This is a genomic window from Bifidobacterium sp. VU/mBH4 (B4), assembly GCF_058199535.1.
This window is the reverse complement of sequence record NZ_JBVPQJ010000005.1, coordinates 80,759-97,191: the sequence shown is the minus strand read 5'-3', so window position 1 is coordinate 97,191 and position 16,433 is coordinate 80,759. Positions and strand designations below refer to the sequence as shown.

Annotated in this window: 13 protein-coding genes; 5 read left to right on the top strand and 8 right to left on the bottom strand. The window is 60.5% G+C overall.

Annotation, left to right across the window (positions count from 1 at the left end):
• Window positions 1-50: 50 nt before the first annotated feature.
• From dsdA to fbaA, 8 genes are all read right to left on the bottom strand, one after another.
• Complete coding sequence (gene dsdA / locus AC0AII_RS07140; protein WP_490446637.1) at window positions 51-1,400, bottom strand: D-serine ammonia-lyase; 1,350 nt, start codon at window positions 1,398-1,400, stop codon at window positions 51-53.
• 55 nt (window positions 1,401-1,455) lie between these two features.
• On the bottom strand, window positions 1,456-2,802 hold the full coding sequence (locus AC0AII_RS07135) for a GntT/GntP/DsdX family permease (RefSeq protein ID WP_490446636.1): 1,347 nt from the start codon (window positions 2,800-2,802) through the stop codon (window positions 1,456-1,458).
• Window positions 2,803-2,969: 167 nt separating this feature from the next.
• Window positions 2,970-4,019: a ketol-acid reductoisomerase gene (gene ilvC / locus AC0AII_RS07130; protein ID WP_015022635.1), complete on the bottom strand. Its 1,050-nt coding sequence runs from the start codon at window positions 4,017-4,019 to the stop codon at window positions 2,970-2,972.
• Window positions 4,020-4,283: 264 nt separating this feature from the next.
• Complete coding sequence (locus tag AC0AII_RS07125; protein WP_490446661.1) at window positions 4,284-5,540, bottom strand: MFS transporter; 1,257 nt, start codon at window positions 5,538-5,540, stop codon at window positions 4,284-4,286.
• A 399-nt stretch (window positions 5,541-5,939) separates the two neighbouring features.
• On the bottom strand, window positions 5,940-6,908 hold the full coding sequence (locus AC0AII_RS07120; RefSeq protein ID WP_490446635.1) for an FAD:protein FMN transferase: 969 nt from the start codon (window positions 6,906-6,908) through the stop codon (window positions 5,940-5,942).
• 9 nt (window positions 6,909-6,917) lie between these two features.
• Window positions 6,918-8,219, bottom strand: a complete 1,302-nt coding sequence (locus tag AC0AII_RS07115) for an adenylosuccinate synthase (protein WP_101433069.1) — start codon at window positions 8,217-8,219, stop codon at window positions 6,918-6,920.
• Window positions 8,220-8,361: 142 nt separating this feature from the next.
• Window positions 8,362-9,123, bottom strand: a complete 762-nt coding sequence (locus AC0AII_RS07110) for a CPBP family intramembrane glutamic endopeptidase (RefSeq protein ID WP_490446634.1) — start codon at window positions 9,121-9,123, stop codon at window positions 8,362-8,364.
• An 89-nt stretch (window positions 9,124-9,212) separates the two neighbouring features.
• Window positions 9,213-10,277, bottom strand: a complete 1,065-nt coding sequence (fbaA, locus tag AC0AII_RS07105) for a class II fructose-bisphosphate aldolase (protein WP_490446633.1) — start codon at window positions 10,275-10,277, stop codon at window positions 9,213-9,215.
• Between the two features lie 275 nt (window positions 10,278-10,552).
• Between fbaA and AC0AII_RS07100 the strand changes: the two genes are divergently transcribed.
• From AC0AII_RS07100 to rlmB, 5 genes are all read left to right on the top strand, one after another.
• Window positions 10,553-11,545 carry a nucleoside hydrolase gene (locus tag AC0AII_RS07100; protein WP_490446632.1) on the top strand — a complete coding sequence of 331 codons (993 nt, stop codon included), beginning with the start codon at window positions 10,553-10,555 and terminating at the stop codon, window positions 11,543-11,545.
• 13 nt (window positions 11,546-11,558) lie between these two features.
• Complete coding sequence (locus AC0AII_RS07095; protein WP_490446631.1) at window positions 11,559-12,962, top strand: MFS transporter; 1,404 nt, start codon at window positions 11,559-11,561, stop codon at window positions 12,960-12,962.
• 855 nt (window positions 12,963-13,817) lie between these two features.
• A complete protein-coding gene (gene dcd / locus AC0AII_RS07090; RefSeq protein ID WP_198189393.1) occupies window positions 13,818-14,399 on the top strand; it encodes a dCTP deaminase in 582 nt (193 codons plus the stop codon).
• A gap of 114 nt (window positions 14,400-14,513) precedes the next feature.
• Window positions 14,514-15,284: a carboxymuconolactone decarboxylase family protein gene (locus AC0AII_RS07085; protein WP_490446630.1), complete on the top strand. Its 771-nt coding sequence runs from the start codon at window positions 14,514-14,516 to the stop codon at window positions 15,282-15,284.
• Window positions 15,285-15,399: 115 nt separating this feature from the next.
• Complete coding sequence (rlmB, locus tag AC0AII_RS07080; protein ID WP_490446629.1) at window positions 15,400-16,392, top strand: 23S rRNA (guanosine(2251)-2'-O)-methyltransferase RlmB; 993 nt, start codon at window positions 15,400-15,402, stop codon at window positions 16,390-16,392.
• Window positions 16,393-16,433 lie beyond the last annotated feature (41 nt).

Here is a 16,433-nt window from a genome sequence, read left to right as displayed (position 1 = left end):
GGGTGCCCTCCCAAAACGCTAACACCCTCCGACCTGTTACGGCAGTAGTTCTAAAGCAGGCTCTCTCCTTTGGCGATATAGTCGGACATCTCATCCCGGGGCACCATGGACCCGCCGGTGCACCAAGCTATATGAGTCGCCCTGGCCATAGAAGCATCATCCAATCCGATCTTTCTGATGTACTCCCTGTCGCTCAGGACTCGCCATGGTCCCACAAATCCGGCAGCAGCCGAGGGCTCGATATCTATGCCTGATGCATCATGAAGACTGGCCTCGATACGGAAGAGCTCATCATCATCTATGGTGAGGAACCCGTCCACCAGACCTTGCATGGCCTTGCCCACAAATCGAGATGGGCGTCCACAGGCCAAACCATCAGCTGCAGTCACATTATCGATTCCGAAGTCCTGAACGCTTACCTCATCATGCAGACCAGTGTAAGTGCCCAGGAACATGGATGGACAATGGGTTGGCTCAGCGAAGATGCAATGCACAGCATCACCGAAGACCGTCTTGAGCCCGAAAGCCACACCACCAGGAGATCCACCAACTCCACAGGGCAGGTAGACTAAGAGAGGATTATCCTGGTCCACTCGAACATCATAGGTACGCAGCTGGCCCGCCAAACGCCTTCCAGCTACAGCATAGCCCAGGAAGAGGGTGGTGGAATTCTCATCATCGATGAAGTAAGCCATGGGATCGGACTGGGCCTCTTTCCTGCCAGACGCAACTGCGACCGAATAGTCCGATTGATATTCATAGACATGAACACCATTGGCGCGAAGCTTGTCTTTTTTCCATTGTCTTGCATCCGCCGACATATGCACACTGGCATCAAAGCCCAGAGCTGCGCTCATGATGCCGATGGACAGCCCCAGGTTACCAGTCGAACCGACTGCGATCTTATACTGGCTGAAGAATTTCTTCATAGCGGGCGTCGCCAGCTTGCGATAATCATCATCGATAGTCAACAGTCCGGCATCAATGGCCAGATCCTCAGCATGCTTAAGTACCTCGTAAATGCCGCCTCGCGCCTTGATGGATCCGCTGATAGGCAATTCGCTGTCCAACTTAGCCCAAAGCTGCCCCGGCAACTGTTGACCATATCGATTGCCCAGCGCTGAAGCCAAGCCCGGAACCGCGACAAGCGGCGATTCTATGATGCCCATAGAACTCGCTGTGGCCGGGAACAGCTCCATAATCAGCGGTGCGAACCTCTTCAATCGATCTGCAGCGTCGTCAACATCTGTGACCGTCAGACCTACGCGCTCAATTCCATCCTTTGCAGGCAAAACTTGATCATTGAACCAGGTCGTTTCTTGCTCCTGCATCAGCTCCTTCAAGAGCGGCAGATCACTGGTCCATTGCGCAGCCGTTTTCCCGTGTATCAATTCATTCATGATTCGACTCCTTTTTTATTCTTGCCAAGCAGTTGTCGTTTATCGTCCAATCAAGTCAAACGACCAGACTCAGCAGCAAAGTAACCCCTAGAGCTATAACGGATGTGATCGATGTGCCGACAGTCAGCGTCTTGTAAGCCTGTGGAACGCTTATATGCAAATATTCCTTGACCATCCAGAACAGAGAATCAGTCACATGCGTCAGCCCAATGGCACCGGATCCAATGGCCAGAGCCAGAATCGCAGGCGAAAGGCCGGGATTCGCCGTCAGCATGGGCAGCACGATCCCGGCAGCGCTGATCATGGCCACAGTGGCAGAACCGACAGCGAAATGCAGTATCAAAGCTATGAGCCAGGCCAGAATGATAGGGCTGACCGGCAAATGGGAGAAGGCCTTGGCCAGACCAGGCGCGACACCCGAAGCCGTCAGCACCGCATTGAATGCTCCTCCAGCGCCGATGATCAGCAGGATTCCACCGATCGGGCCGAAGGAACCGTCGGTTATTTCCTGCAACTGCTTCAACCCGAACCCTTTGCTTAGCCCGAGGGACCAATAAGCAAACAGAAGAGCAATGGTCAAAGCCGAGATCGGGTTTCCGATGACATTGATCCACTTCATCGCCAAGGTGTCACCCGGCAGCACCCGTTCGCATATGGTTCTGGTCACCATGATCAACAGAGGCAGAAGAATGGTAAGCAAGGTGATGCCGAAACCAGGAAGCTCCTTCTCGCTCTTTTCATCAAAAGAGCCCATGCCGCCTTCTTCGTCTTTCATCAGAGCAGGGTCATGTGCTGGTATGGCAAAATGCGCAAACAAGACTCCGCCGACGAGAACGGAGGGGACCGCAACGCACAAACCCAGTAAAATCACTGTCCCAATATCGGCATGCAAGGTCCCTGCGATTGCCGTAGCGGCCGGATGAGGCGGAAGAATACAGTGCACCACCATCAAGGAAGTAGCCAAGGGGATGCCAATTTTGAGCCGTGATATACCCGCCTCCTTAGCCACCACAAAGACCAAAGGCACCAGAAGAACAAAACCGACCTCAACAAAAACCGGTATCCCGCAAATCAAGCCAAGTAAGGCCATGATGATTGTTGCATGCTGTTTGCCGAACACCCGCAGCATGGTCTGGGCCAACCGTTGAGCCCCGCCCGAGACTTCCAGCAATTTGCCCAGAACGGCCCCGAATCCAATGATCAATGTAAGAAATCCGAGAGTATCCCCAACGCCCTTTTCTATGGTATCGGTGATTTTATCCAGAGGCACCTGGGTTACAAACGCCACAAAGAAGGCCGCAATCAACAGAGCGAGCGATGGATGCATTCGGACCTTGACGATCAGCAACACAATCAGAGCTATGGCAATCAATAAGACCACCAAAAGCGGACCAGTATCCATGACAACTCCTTTGTTTTCAGAACACCAAGTAAAGAAAATTTTACCGTCGTAACTATTTATTGTCAAACATAATGACAAACCACTGTGGAATATGTCGGTATCGGGTCAAAAAAAAAATCGCCGCCACATGGACGGCGATTCGCAAGAGGCCATGGACCTACTAGATGTCACTGCACCTGGGAACGAGCGATCTTGCCGGTGAAGGACTGGGCCTCGTCGGCATCCTTGACGTCCTTGTTCCAGGAGAACATGGCGCGCAGCTTGGGGCCGACCTCCTCGATCTTCTCGTGGGAGTACTTCTCCTGCAGCTCCTTGAACTTGGGGGCGCCAGCATCCTGGTCGTCAATGAACTCCTTGGCGAAGGAGCCGTCCTGAATGCGCTGCAGCTGGTGACGCATCCTGTCCTTGGTGGACTCGTCCACCACGGTGGAGGTGAAATCGCCGTATTGGGCGGTGTCGGAGCAGGACCAGCGGGCCTTGTTCAGACCGCCCTCGTTCATCAGGTCGACCAGCATCTTGAGCTCGTGGCAGACCTCGAAGTAGGCGATCTCCGGCTGGTAGCCAGCCTCGGTCAGCACCTCGAAGCCAGCCTCGACCAGGTGGTTGACACCACCCATGAGCACATCCTGCTCACCGAAGAGGTCGGTCTCGGTCTCTTCCTTGAAGGTGGTCTTGATGGCGCCGGCGCGCAAGGCGCCCAGAGCCTTGGCGTAGGCCAGGGTGATGTCCCAGGCGTCGCCGCGGGGATCCTGCTCCACGGCCACGACCACGGGCACGCCACGGCCAGCGACATACTCACGACGAACGATATGGCCCGGGCCCTTGGGGGCCACCATGAAGACCGGGTGGTCGGCGCTGGGCTTGATGTAGCCGTAATGGATGTTGAACCCGTGGGCGAAGGCGACAGCCGCACCCTCCTTGATGTTGGGCTCGATGTCGTCCCGCCAGATGTTGCGCTGGTACTGGTCGGGGGCCAGGATCATGACGATGTCGGCCTCCTTGGTGGCCTCGGGCACGGTCTTGACTTCCAGGCCCTGCTCCTTGGCGAAGGGCACCGACTTGGAGTTGGCACGCAGGCCGACCACCACATCCACACCGGAATCACGCAGGTTCAGCGCATGAGCATGTCCCTGGGAACCGTAGCCGATGATGGCCACCTTCTTGCCATCCAGAACCGAAAGGTCCCCATCCTTCTCATACCAGATCTGTGCTGCCATTATCTACACTCCTTTATGTGCGGTCCAACCGGACCGGCTCTTCCAGGCCGGGGAACGCAAAATACTGTGAATTCCTGTCGTTGTTCCAGGCGGACGATGCTCTTTCGACCGGGGCGACGGATTTTGTCCTTGACCCCGATCCGTACCCTTTGGATACGGTATGCCTCCAACCATACTCGTGATATGGCCAGATGGACTGTCCGCAATTCGTTGTTCGGACACCGGCACGATTCGAGGAACCGGCCGGCGGGATGCATCCAGGGCTTACTTGGTGAAGTCCACATCCTTGGTTTCGTGGCAGGTCAGCACTGCCACCAGGCAGCAGACCGCCATAACGGCCAGGTAGAGCCCGACCGAGCGCACTCCCCAGTGGGAGGAGAGCCAGGTGGCGATGGTAGGCACGAAGGCCGCGCCCACGATGGCCGCCAAGTTGTAGCCGATGCCGGAACCCGAGTAGCGCACGTTGGCGTCGAAGAGCTCCGGCAGGAAGGCGCCGATGGGCCCGAAGGCGATGCCCATCAGGGCGAACCCGACGCAGAGGAAGACCATGACCTGGAAGGTGTTGTGATGGGCCATGAGCAAGTAGGGGAAGACCAGGCTGAAGACCACCAGCATGACGGAGCTGCCGATCAGCACCCGGCGACGGCCGATGCGGTCCGCATAGACGCAGGCCAGCACAATGAAGAGGGCGAAGACCAGGATGGAGACCATAAGCATGAGCAGGTACTCCTGGTTGGTGAAGCCCAGTCCGCCGCCGCCCTGGGACTTGGGCTTGGTGCCGTAGGCCAGGGACCAGGTAGCCAGGGTATAGAAGAGGGTATAGGTGACCGCGACCAGGAAGGTGGCCTGGAGCACCTGGCGCCAGCTCTTGCGGAAGACCTCCAGCAGCGGGGTCTTGACGACCTTCTGCTGATCCAGGGCCATCTGGAAGATGGGGGTCTCCTGCATGGAGACGCGGACAGCCAGCCCTACAACCACCAGGATGGCGGAGAGCAGGAAGGGCACGCGCCAGCCCCAGCTCAGCATCTGCTCGGGAGTGCAGAACATCTCCAGCAGGAAGTAGGTCCCGTTGGCCAGGAAGAAGCCGATGGGAGCGCCCAGCTCAGGGAAGGAGCCGTAGAGGGCCCTCTTGCCTTCCGGGGCGTTCTCAGTGGCCACCAGAGCCGCGCCGGACCACTCGCCGCCCAGGCCGATACCTTGCACGAACCGGCACAGGCACAGGACCACCACGGCCCAGAGCCCCCAAGTGGCGTAGGTGGGCAGGACGCCGATCAGGACCGTGGCGCAGCCCATGGTCAGCAGGGAGACCACCAACGTGGTCTTGCGCCCCTGACGGTCCCCGAAGTGTCCGAAGATCAAGGACCCCAGCGGCCGCGCGATGAAAGCGATGGCGAAGGTCAGCAGGGATGCCAGCAGGGCCACGGTCGGATCGGTCTTGGGGAAGAAAAGCTTGGGGAAATAGTTGGCCGAAGCCGTCCCATAAGCGTAGAAATCGTAGAACTCGATGGCCGTGCCGACCATGGAGGCCCCGATGACTGTGCGAACCGAGCTGCGGGTCACACGGGTGCTGCCGGACACGGACGCTGCCGGGGCCGGGGAAGCAACACTGACGTCGTTTGCCGTCACTTCATCTCATCTCCTTATAGAAAAACCCCGCTGTTGGCAGGGTCTGATGCGATGAAGCCTATGCGTCCAGCCCCGCCTTCCGACGGGGTCGAACAATGAAGATTGTCGAGTCAGTCCGCCGGTGAGGACGGGCTAATAATTCGTGCGGACACGGTGCCGAATCGGCGGGTGTCTGTCAAGCTGGTCATCACGGCGAACCTCCCTTCATCATTCACAAACCGGATGCGTTCTCTGCGCATCCGCATTGGTGCCGACCATAGGCCTGGCACCGGCTTGTTCAACGAAACACGTCCACTATGTGGACGGATGGTTGTTGGAGTCAGTAAAGAACCGACCAGGAAATTCATCTGAGATTACGGCCTGTCGGTCGGCATACATCAGGGCACAGGAGAAGGAAAACCGGGCGGCCAACGCATCCGGCGGCACCAGGAAAAAGGCAGTGGCCAAACCGTCGGCCAGGCCCGTGGGGTGTTCGTTGTTCTTCTCGTCAGTCACCACCCAAGATGCCAGCACGCGGTCGACCGGACGGCCGTCGATGGCATCCAGGATGTGGTGAAGGGCTGTCAGTCCGGCCGCTGCGGCATCCTCGGACCGGTCGGTCCAATGGCGACGGCTGGGTGCCGAGGCGCACAAGGAGCCGCGGGAGAGCTCGATCCGACCCACGCCTGCAGACAGATCACCGGGATCCTCCATGGCGATGGAGACCGGGTGAGAGGTCCGCATACGCATGTCGCCGCCAGCATCGATCAGATACTCTTCGACCCGAGGTCCGAGCAGATCGGCAATCAGATCCACCAGATAGCCCTTGCCGACTGCTCCGAAATCAAGGCTGACCGGACCGGTAGTCATAAGGGCAGGGCCCTGACGCCTGAGGTCATCGCCCCAGGTCGGTCGCCCGTGGATCCGCCCCAGATGACCAGCGGCATCGGCCTGCAGCCGGAAGGTGGGCTGCCTGCCGTAGCCCAGGCGGGTCAGGTCCTCGCCCACCATGGGGTCCAAGGCCCCGTCGGTGGCGGAATACAGCCTGTCATATAGGTCAAAGAGCCCCTGGCAGTAGTCAGGAAAGACAAACCTGCCCCCATGGGGAGCCTGGGTCATTTGCGCAGGTATGGCATCCTGTCTGAACCGTGACAGGGCACGCTCGTAATCCTCAATCAGATCGACGATGGCACCGTGCAGCCGTTCTCCCAGAGGCCTGTCCGTGGAGATGATGATTCCCGTACCGACCGCCCCAGGGAAGGCGGTCAGGCAGGGCAGAGCCATGGATCTTCCTTAGTCGATCAGCGAGTGGATCTGCACGATTTGATCGCGGCCCGGACCCGAACCCACGGCCGAGATGCGGCAGCCGGACAGATCCTCCAGACGGTGGATGTAGTCCTTGGCCTTGGTCGGGAACTCTTCGAAGCTCTTGGCGCCGGAGATATCCTCGCGCCAGCCCGGCAGCTCCTCGTATACCGGCTGGGCGGATTGGAACTCGGCCTGGTCCACGGGCATCTGGTCCACCCTGGCCCGGGAGCCGTCGGACCGGGTGATGTCGTAGCCCACGCAGACCGGGATGGTCTCCAGGCCGGAGAGGACATCCAGCTTGGTCAACACGATGTCGGTCAGGCCGTTGATCTGCACTGCATAGCGGCTGACCAGCGCGTCGAACCAGCCGCAGCGGCGGGAGCGGCCGGTGGTCACCCCGTACTCGTGGCCCTGGCGGCGCAGCCATTCGCCCTGCTCGTTGTCCAGCTCCGTAGGGAAGGGCCCCTCGCCAACGCGGGTCACATAGGCCTTGGCCACGCCGACCACCCGGTCGATCTTGGTCGGGCCCACGCCAGTGCCGGTGCAGGCGCCCCCGGCCGTGCAGTTGGATGAGGTGACGAAGGGATAGGTGCCATGGTCCACGTCCAGCATGGTGGCCTGCCCCCCCTCGAAAAGCACGTTCTTGCCCTGTTCCAGGGCCTGGTTGAGCATCAATGAGGTATTGGCCACGTAGGGCTTGAGCCGTTCGGCGTATCCCGCCAGCTCTTCAACGGTGGCCTCCACCTCAATGGCCCGGCGGTTGTAGAGCTTGACCAGCATCTGGTTCTTCTGGTGCAGGCTGGCCTCCACCTTGTCGCGCAGATGGTCGACATTGAACAGGTCGTGCACGCGAATGCCCACACGGTTGATCTTGTCAGCGTAGGCCGGACCGATCCCGCGGCCTGTCGTGCCGATCTTATGCTTGCCCAGGAAACGCTCGGTCACCTTGTCCAGCGTCCGATGGTAGGGGGCGATGATGTGCGCGGACTCGCTGATCCTCAACCGGCTGCAATCCACGCCGCGGGACTGGAGTCCATCGATCTCCTCGAAGAGGGCAGCCGGGTCAACCACGACGCCGTTGCCGATGACCGGGGTGATGGCCGGATGAATGATCCCCGAGGGCAGAAGGTGGAGGGCGTACTCCTGGTCGCCCACAACCACGGTATGGCCGGCATTGTTGCCCCCGTTGAACCTGGCGACGTAGTCCATGTGCTCGCCGATCAGATCCGTTGCCTTGCCCTTGCCCTCGTCGCCCCACTGGGCCCCGACGATCACGATTCCAGGCATACGATGCTCCTTATCCGCTGGCCGCCATCCAAGGAAAACAAAGGCAGACCATCCATAAACGAGCCTAACCCCACGTATGGAGCTGGAGGTCTTTCAGACCTTTCACATCAGCATGGGCAGATCCAGCATTGGAAAAGTCTGGTCAAGTCCTGGAGCCGATCATGGTGTCCCGGCCCCGACAGAGCAGAAAGGCTGCACTGACCAGCAGCCCTAGGATGACCGGAATCAGGGATGCTTCGATGCCGAATGATCCACCGGTCAGCAGGGTCGGCCCCTGAACCTTCATGACCATGAAGCCGCGTATATCCTGGCCGGAGACCGGAATTCCCAAGAGGGCCTCAGTGAGGTTCCACCCTATATGAAAGCCTATGCAGATCCAGAGATTATGCCTGGATACCATGATGGAACCCAGCATAAGACCGGCTTCGATGGCTATGGCCAGACAGGAGAAGAGGGTAGCCCCAGGGTTGAGCGCATGCATGAACCCGAAAAGAAGCGAAGTCAAAGTCAGGGCGGGCACCCATCCCAGCCAGCGATCCAGGGCGTGGAGAGCTACACCCCGCATTATGAGTTCTTCAAAAACCGACGCGCAAGCCAGAACTCCTAAGGTCAGGATCTGGGAGACGCCGAATGGGCGGAAACCATCCACCCTGTAAAACCCAAGGATTATGAGGATGAAAGCCGAAAGGGCCAACAATCCGAAGCCGATGCCCAGTCCGCCCAACAAGGAGACGAGGAAACCATGGGCCGTCAACTCGGTAGGCTGACGTCCGGCCCACCTCACCATCACAACTTTGGCATAGAACCAGATGCCGAAGCCCATGAGGAGGATGGCGACCAACAGCACCAGCCATTGGGCCCATAAGGGACGGCCGGTCATCGGGGTCGTTGAGGAATCGAGCATCAGCAATACGCCGAACCCGAGCAGTCCCCAAGCAGCAGTCTTGTGTATTCCCTGCCTGGGTGGGCGTGAATTGGATTGCCTATGCCGCTTCATCTCATGGCCCGTCCCACGCTGCCCAGCTGCTGGCAGGCCTCGACTACGCGCGCCGCCATCCCGTCCTCGGCCTGACGTCCCCAGGAACGGGGGTCGTACTCGCTCTTATCGCCAACCTCCCCATCCACCTTGAGGACCTTGTCGTAATTGGCGAACATGTGCCCGGCCACAGCCCTGGTGAAGGCGTACTGGGTGTCGGTATCCACATTCATCTTGACCACCCCGTGAGCGACGGCCGAGGCGATCTCCTCCGGCTGCGAGCCGGAGCCCCCGTGGAAGACCAGAAGGAAGGGCTTGTCAGCAGGGGCGCCCGGAGCGGGGATGCCGTCAACCTTCCCATCAGATATGGCCTTGGCGGTCCTGGCCTGGATCCGCCCCAGCAGGTCGGGCCTGAGCTTGACCACACCGGGCTTGTAGGACCCATGCACGTTGCCAAAGGTGAAGGCCACCATGTAGCGACCGCGCTCGCCCAGACCCAGGGCATCAACCACCTTGGGACCATCCTCGGGCGAGGAATAGAGCCGCTTATCGATAGCAGCCGAGTGACCGTCCTCCTCGCCGCCGACAGTGCCCACTTCGATCTCCAGCATGGTGTGGGCGGCACGGGACAACTCCAGCAGCTCCGCCGCCGTAGCCAGATTCTCCCGCAGGTGCAGACCGGAACCGTCCCACATGTGCGACTGGAAGAGTGGATCCTGACCGTGGGCCACTTGGTCCTTCTCATAGGCCAGCAGGGGACGCACCCACTCGTCCAGGTATTGCGGGGCACAGTGGTCCGTATGCAGAGCCACGGTGATGCTTGGGTAACAGGAAATCACTTCGTGGGCGAACGTGGCAAAGGCAATGGAACCAGCCACCCGGTCAGCCAGGCGCTGTCCGGACAGGTAGGCAGCACCTCCCACAGAGACCTGGATGATCCCGTCAGACTGTGCTTCGTCCAGCCCCTGCAGGGCCGCGTTCAGGGTCTGCGTGCTGGTCACATTGATGGCGGGATAGGCATAGGATCCCCGTCTGGCCGCATCGAGCATTGCCGCATACCGTTCAGGAGTCGCTAAAGTCATACCCTCATTATCGTCGGTTGCGGGGAAAAGCAGCCGACCACTCGCAGCTGCAGACATCACCGATGGCTTTTGCAGGTCTCTGCCCTGATGGCGAACAGCCCACGACGCGCTTTGACAAGCCTCCAAGCCGCAGGTAGTTTAGCTCCGTACAGTTTGATGAAACGTTACATCAAACAGGTTGTTTGTTTCACGGCAGTAACGAATCAGCCTAGAGAAGGCACGACATAGGTAAGCAGAAGGTTGGGGCTGCCCATCCTTCTGGGAAGGAGACCAACGTGTCAGCAAGCAAGGAAACCGTCCGCAAGATCATCCTGGATCTGGACACTGGCATCGATGACACGCTGGCTCTGTCCTACGTCCTGGGCTCCCCGGATGCCGAACTGATCGGGATCACCGGCACCTATGGCAACGTAGTGCTCGACCGGGGCGTCGACAACGATCTGCGGTTGCTGGCCATGTATGGCCGGGAGGACATCCCGGTCTTCAAGGGAATCGACCACCCCAGCACGGCCGACTCCTTCAGCGTTCCGCCGGACTCCGAAATCTTCCACGGGGCCAACGGCACCGGCAACATTGAAATCCCCGCACAGACCGACCGGCAGGCCAGCCAGCAGAGCTCGGTAGACTTCATCATCGACGCGGTCCGCCGCTACCCCAAAGGCGAGCTGGTCGTGGTGCCCACCGGCGCCCTGACCACCATCGCCGCCGCCCTGGAAAAGGCCCCCGACATCGTCGACCGCATCAGCATCGTCATGATGGGCGGCACGCTGACCCAGCCGGGCAACGTAGGACCCTTCGCGGAAGCCAACATCAACCAGGACCCCGAGGCCGCCAACCGGGTCTTCGCCACCACCGCAGACATCACCATGGTCGGCCTGGACGTAACCACCCAGGCGCTGATGAGCCGCGAGGACACCGAGGCCCTGCGCGCCACAGGCACCAGCGCCGGCCGCTTCCTGGCGGACATGACCGACTACTACATCGACATCAGCGAAAAGGAGAGCGGGGTCTATCTGGGCGGCTGCAACCTGCACGACCCCCTGGCCGCCGCCGTGGCCATCGACCCCAGCCTGGTCACCACCTTCGCCACCAACCTGATGGTCGAGACCGAGGGACCACAGCGGGCACGCACCATCGGCGACCCCAGCAGGCTTCTGGACACGGTCAAGAACACCAAGGTGGCCCTGTCGGTCGACGCCGAGCGGTTCACCAAGCGCTTCATGGACAGGCTTCTCACCCTGGTGCGCAAGACCGAGAGCGAACGATAGAAGGACGGCAGTCATGAGCGAATCCATCACCACCGAGGCTACCGAAGCGACCATGGACGAAAACCGCCGCAGCACCAAGCGGGCCCTGCCGGCCCTGCTGACCATCTTCCTGCTGGGCACCCTGATGATCCAGGCCTTCAACCTGGTCTTCCAGAACGTGGGCGACTCCCTGGGGATGTCCGCCAACGCCTCGCTGATCAGCACCCTGCCCGGCATCGTCCTGGGCGTGGTCTGCATGCTCTACGGAACCCTCTGCGACTACATCTCCCCCCGGAAGATGACCCTGTTCGGCGTGGGCGCCCTGATCATTGGCAGTCTTCTGGGCTTCTTCGGCGCATCGAACTTCTGGGCCGTGGTCCTGGCCCGCATGATCCAGACCGCGGGTGGCCAGGTGGCCGGCTCGGTCTTCCTGGTCATGGCCATGAAATACCTAAGCGACAAGGAGCGCGCCTTCTATCTGGGCATCTTCAACGCCGTCTACTACGCATCCTCTGCCGTGGGCATCTTCGCCGGCGGACTGATCACCTCCATCGACTGGCGCTACCTCTTCCTGGTGCCGCTGGTCTCCATCCTCCTGATCCCCCCGGTGCTCAAGTACACGCCTGACACCGGCATCAAGGGCGAGCGCATCGATGTCTTCGGCATCGCCCTGTTCGCGCTGATCGCCGGATTCGTGGCCGTCTACTTCTCCTTCCCGGCCACTTGGATGCTGGGAGTGCTGGCCGTCCTGATCCTGATCTTCGCCGGCTATGTCTGGAAGGGCGCCAACCCCTTCCTGAGCCGCGGGTTCGTAACCAACGGCGCCTACATGGCTGTCCTGCTGGCCCTCTTCGTCTTCTACTTCTTCAACTTCGCCTGCGTGCCCATCTACAACGTGATTGGCGACCGCATCTACGGAATCTCCCTGAGCCAGGTCTCCCTCTGCTTGACCATCGTCTACATCGTGGCCACCCTGGTGGGCTGCCTGTCCGGAGTCATCATGAACGCCATGGGACGCCTGCCCATGCTGATTCTGTCTGCCTTGCTCATGATTGCCGGAGCTGCAGGTTCGGCCCTGATGCTCACCTCGGGCTTCTGGGTCCTGACCGCGCTGGCCTCGGTCTTCATCGCCGGCATCACCATGTCCTACACGCCCCTCTACGACTCCTTCTCGGCCACCCTGCCCGTGGATCAGAATGGGCGTGGCATTGGCATCGGGGATCTGATGATGAACACCTCGGCTTCCATCGGCATGGCTGTCTACAGCGGACTCATGGCCAATCCCCAATTCGGGTCACATGCCCTGGCCGGTGTCAAGACCGGCATCCAGGCCCAGGTGGCCAACATGTTCTGGGTCATGGCGCTGGCCGCCCTGCTGGCCCTGATCATCGTGGCCGTCTTCCACAAGGCCATGTCAGCCAAGGCTCCCCAGGAGTAAGGCTGGTGTGACTCACACATACTTGGTCGGATAGCCGCACGGCCCGGTCCGCTCTCCCCAGCCTTGGGAATGAGTCAGGTCCAGGCCCGGCACCCGGCCGCGCGAACCGGGGAGGAAGCGGAGTTCGGACTGCTTTCGGCATTGTGATAGTCCCCCTCTTCCCTCAGCCGCCGATGGCAAGAAGATCGCCGCCCCTCCCCCCGGTGGAGGACCCCCGTCATAGCCATAACTGACGGGGGTTCTTCCATATCTTCATATCTTCAGCTCCTGTCTTCAATTCTGTGCCTACGACTCGGGCCGTACACCGAAACACAATTTATATAGACATCAGAGAAGAGGAATCTGAACCAGAGAATGCGAGTGCCCAGGAACTTTCGAGCCCATCTTGGAGATTAGCCGACCTTGAGTCTCAAATCCAAAGGAGATGGAAGCTCAAGGAACAGAAGCCCGGCCCGATCAAACACTAAGCGTCTCATGGGTTTGCGAATGCCCTGCTGTCCTGCAATAAGCCTCAACGAACTCAATCGAGCCATTGGCCAGGTGGTTTCACGTGAAACGTCGGCGCACTGATCCTTCCCCCAAAATGAAGAGAACCCGACGGTGCTTAAACACCGCCGGGCGAGAGAGAAGAAAGGGAAATCAGTTGTCGGACGGAGGTCAACCGCCCGTTCGGTTTTTGAGCCGATATCTATAGTAAAGAACAGCTACCTTGTAGTGACGATAGTGTTATCTGAAAATTCTCTGTGAATCCGGCCAGGTCAGAAAGCGGGCATAGGGCCGGTTAGACTGGATTTCGGATGGTTTCCCGTCAGAGGAGAGACCCTCGATCAACGAACCTGAAGGAGATACCTAGGCATGTTGCTCAGCGACCATGACATCCTGGATGCCCACCAGGCAGGACACCTGAATCTGGACCCGTGGACGCCTGCCATGGTTCAGCCCTCCAGCGTGGATGTGCGCCTGGACCGTTACTTCCGAGTCTTCAACAATCATCAGTACACCTATGTGGATCCAGCGGAGGACCAGGGTGCATTGACTGAGCAGTTCGAGGTACCAAAGGACGAACCCTGGATCCTGCATCCAGGCGAGTTCGTTCTGGGATCCACCTGGGAGTATGTCAAGCTGGATTCGACGCTGGCAGCCCGACTGGAGGGCAAGAGCTCCCTGGGCCGTCTGGGCATTCTGACCCACTCCACTGCCGGATTCGTCGATCCAGGCTTCGAAGGGCACATCACCCTGGAGCTGTCGAACGTGAGCACCCTGCCGGTCAAACTCTGGCCAGGCATGAAGATCGGCCAGATGTGCTTCTTCCAGCTCTCCTCGCCCGCCCAGTACCCCTATGGATCCAAGCACAACGGCTCCCATTACCAGGGCCAGCGCGGTCCAACCCCCTCCCGCTCCTACGTCAACTTCTACAAAGCCGACATCTCGGACTGAATACTGAATGCCAACAGCCGCCTGCGCCATCATCTTGACTTCGAGCGCACTCGAAGGGGTATAGCTGAGTCTGCCGGAATGATCCGACCAAGATGACGGCAAGGAGATCCACCCATGGCAATCAAACAGACGGCGGGCCAGGACCGGCTCGGTCGGTTCGCACCACAATTCGCCCATCTCAACGATGATGTGCTCTTCGGCCAGGTCTGGTCCCGCGAGGACGAGCTTTCGGCTCGGGACCGCAGCATGATTACCTGTGCAGGCTTGATGAGCATGGGGCTCTTCCCCCAACTGAAGAGCCATATGGCCATGGCCAAGGGCAATGGCGTCACCCGTACTGAAATGGTGGCGCTGATCACCCATCTGGCCTTCTATGCAGGGTGGCCCAAGGCATGGTCGGCTTTCGACCTGGCCAGGGAGGTCTACGGTGAGAGCGACCGTGATGACGAGAGCCAGGACACCACGGCAACGGCAACAGCGCCCGGGACCGATCCAGATTCAGGGCCCTATCCATTGGGAGACTCGGCTGACGGACCCAACTTCAGCGGTCATGTCTGGCTGCACCGCCTGACTGATCCGGACGCGGAATGCTCAGCCAGCAATGTGACCTTCGCACCCGGATGCGTCAACCGTTGGCACACCCACCCGCATGGCCAGCTCCTGATCGTCACCGCCGGGCAAGGGTGGGAGCAGGAGGAAGGCCATCAGCCGCGCAGACTGGAACCAGGTGATGTGGTCTTCTGCCCGGCTGGCGTCAGACACTGGCATGGCGCCTCGGGCCGGTCATCCATGGCCCACATCGCCGTCACCCCGGCATCGAGCGGGCAGTCTCCGGTCGAATGGGTGGAATTCCCAGATCCTCATCAGGTGGCCGCCCTGGGTTGACCTGCACGACCTATCCGCGCGGCCCGGTCTGCAAAGGTACAGCGTGTTTTCGCCCCTGCCGATATTGAATCCGACAGACGGCTGACCGGTTCCCGCCTGCCTTTACACTGAAGGCATGGCTAACAAGAAAGGCCCGACCAAGGGTTCGGGCGGCAAGCACCGCAACAAACTGCGCGGCCGAGGGCCTACCCCCAAGGCCGAGGATCGCGTTTACCACAAGGCCTACAAGGCCCGCCAGGCGGCCCAGCGCAGGCAGGCGGCCGATCCACGTCTGGCAGCCCGCCGCCGGGCCGACCGGTTCACCTCTGATTCCGACGATCTGGTCATCGGCCGCAACGCCGTCCTGGAAGCCCTGCGCGTAGGCGTCCCGGCCAGCCAGCTCTATCTGGCCGCCCGGATGGAACACGACGACAGAACCAGGGAGATCGTGCGACTGGCCGGACAGGAGGGACTCAACCTGCTGGAAGCCGATCGCCTGGAGATGAACCGTATCGCCCGATCCAGCAACCACCAGGGCGTGGTCCTCAAGGTGCAGCCCTACCAGTACGCCTCCCTGCAGAGCCTGGTCGACAAGGCCGAAAAGCACGCAGCCGCCCTGGAAGGAGCCGACCAGGCCACCAAGATTGCCGCCCGCCCCCTGTTCATCGCCCTGGACGGGGTCACCGACCCGCAGAATCTCGGGGCCGTCATCCGTTCAGCCGCGGCCTTCGGAGCCTCGGGCGTGATCCTGCCCGAGCGCCGCAGCGCCTCAGTCACAGCGGCAGCCTGGAAGGTCTCCGCCGGAGCCGCCGCCCACCTGCCCGTGGCCCGCGTGGTTAACCTGACCAAGGCCATCCAAGGGCTCAAGGAGCACGGCTACTACGCGGTCGGCCTGGACGGCGCAGGCAGCGCCATAGTAGGCGAAACAGGCTTCGAGACCGACCCCTTGGTTGTGGTCCTAGGCTCCGAGGGCAAGGGGCTGAGCCGCCTGGTCCGGGAGAACTGCGACACCCTGGCCTCCATCCCCATCTCCAGCTCGGTGGAATCCCTGAACGCTTCGGTGGCGGCCGGCATCAGCCTGTACGCCGTAGCCATGGCACGCCGACGGTCCGCCAGCCAAGCCAAATAGCCCCAAGCGGCAACAGCCTGCACGCCTCAGCCAGCATCCGT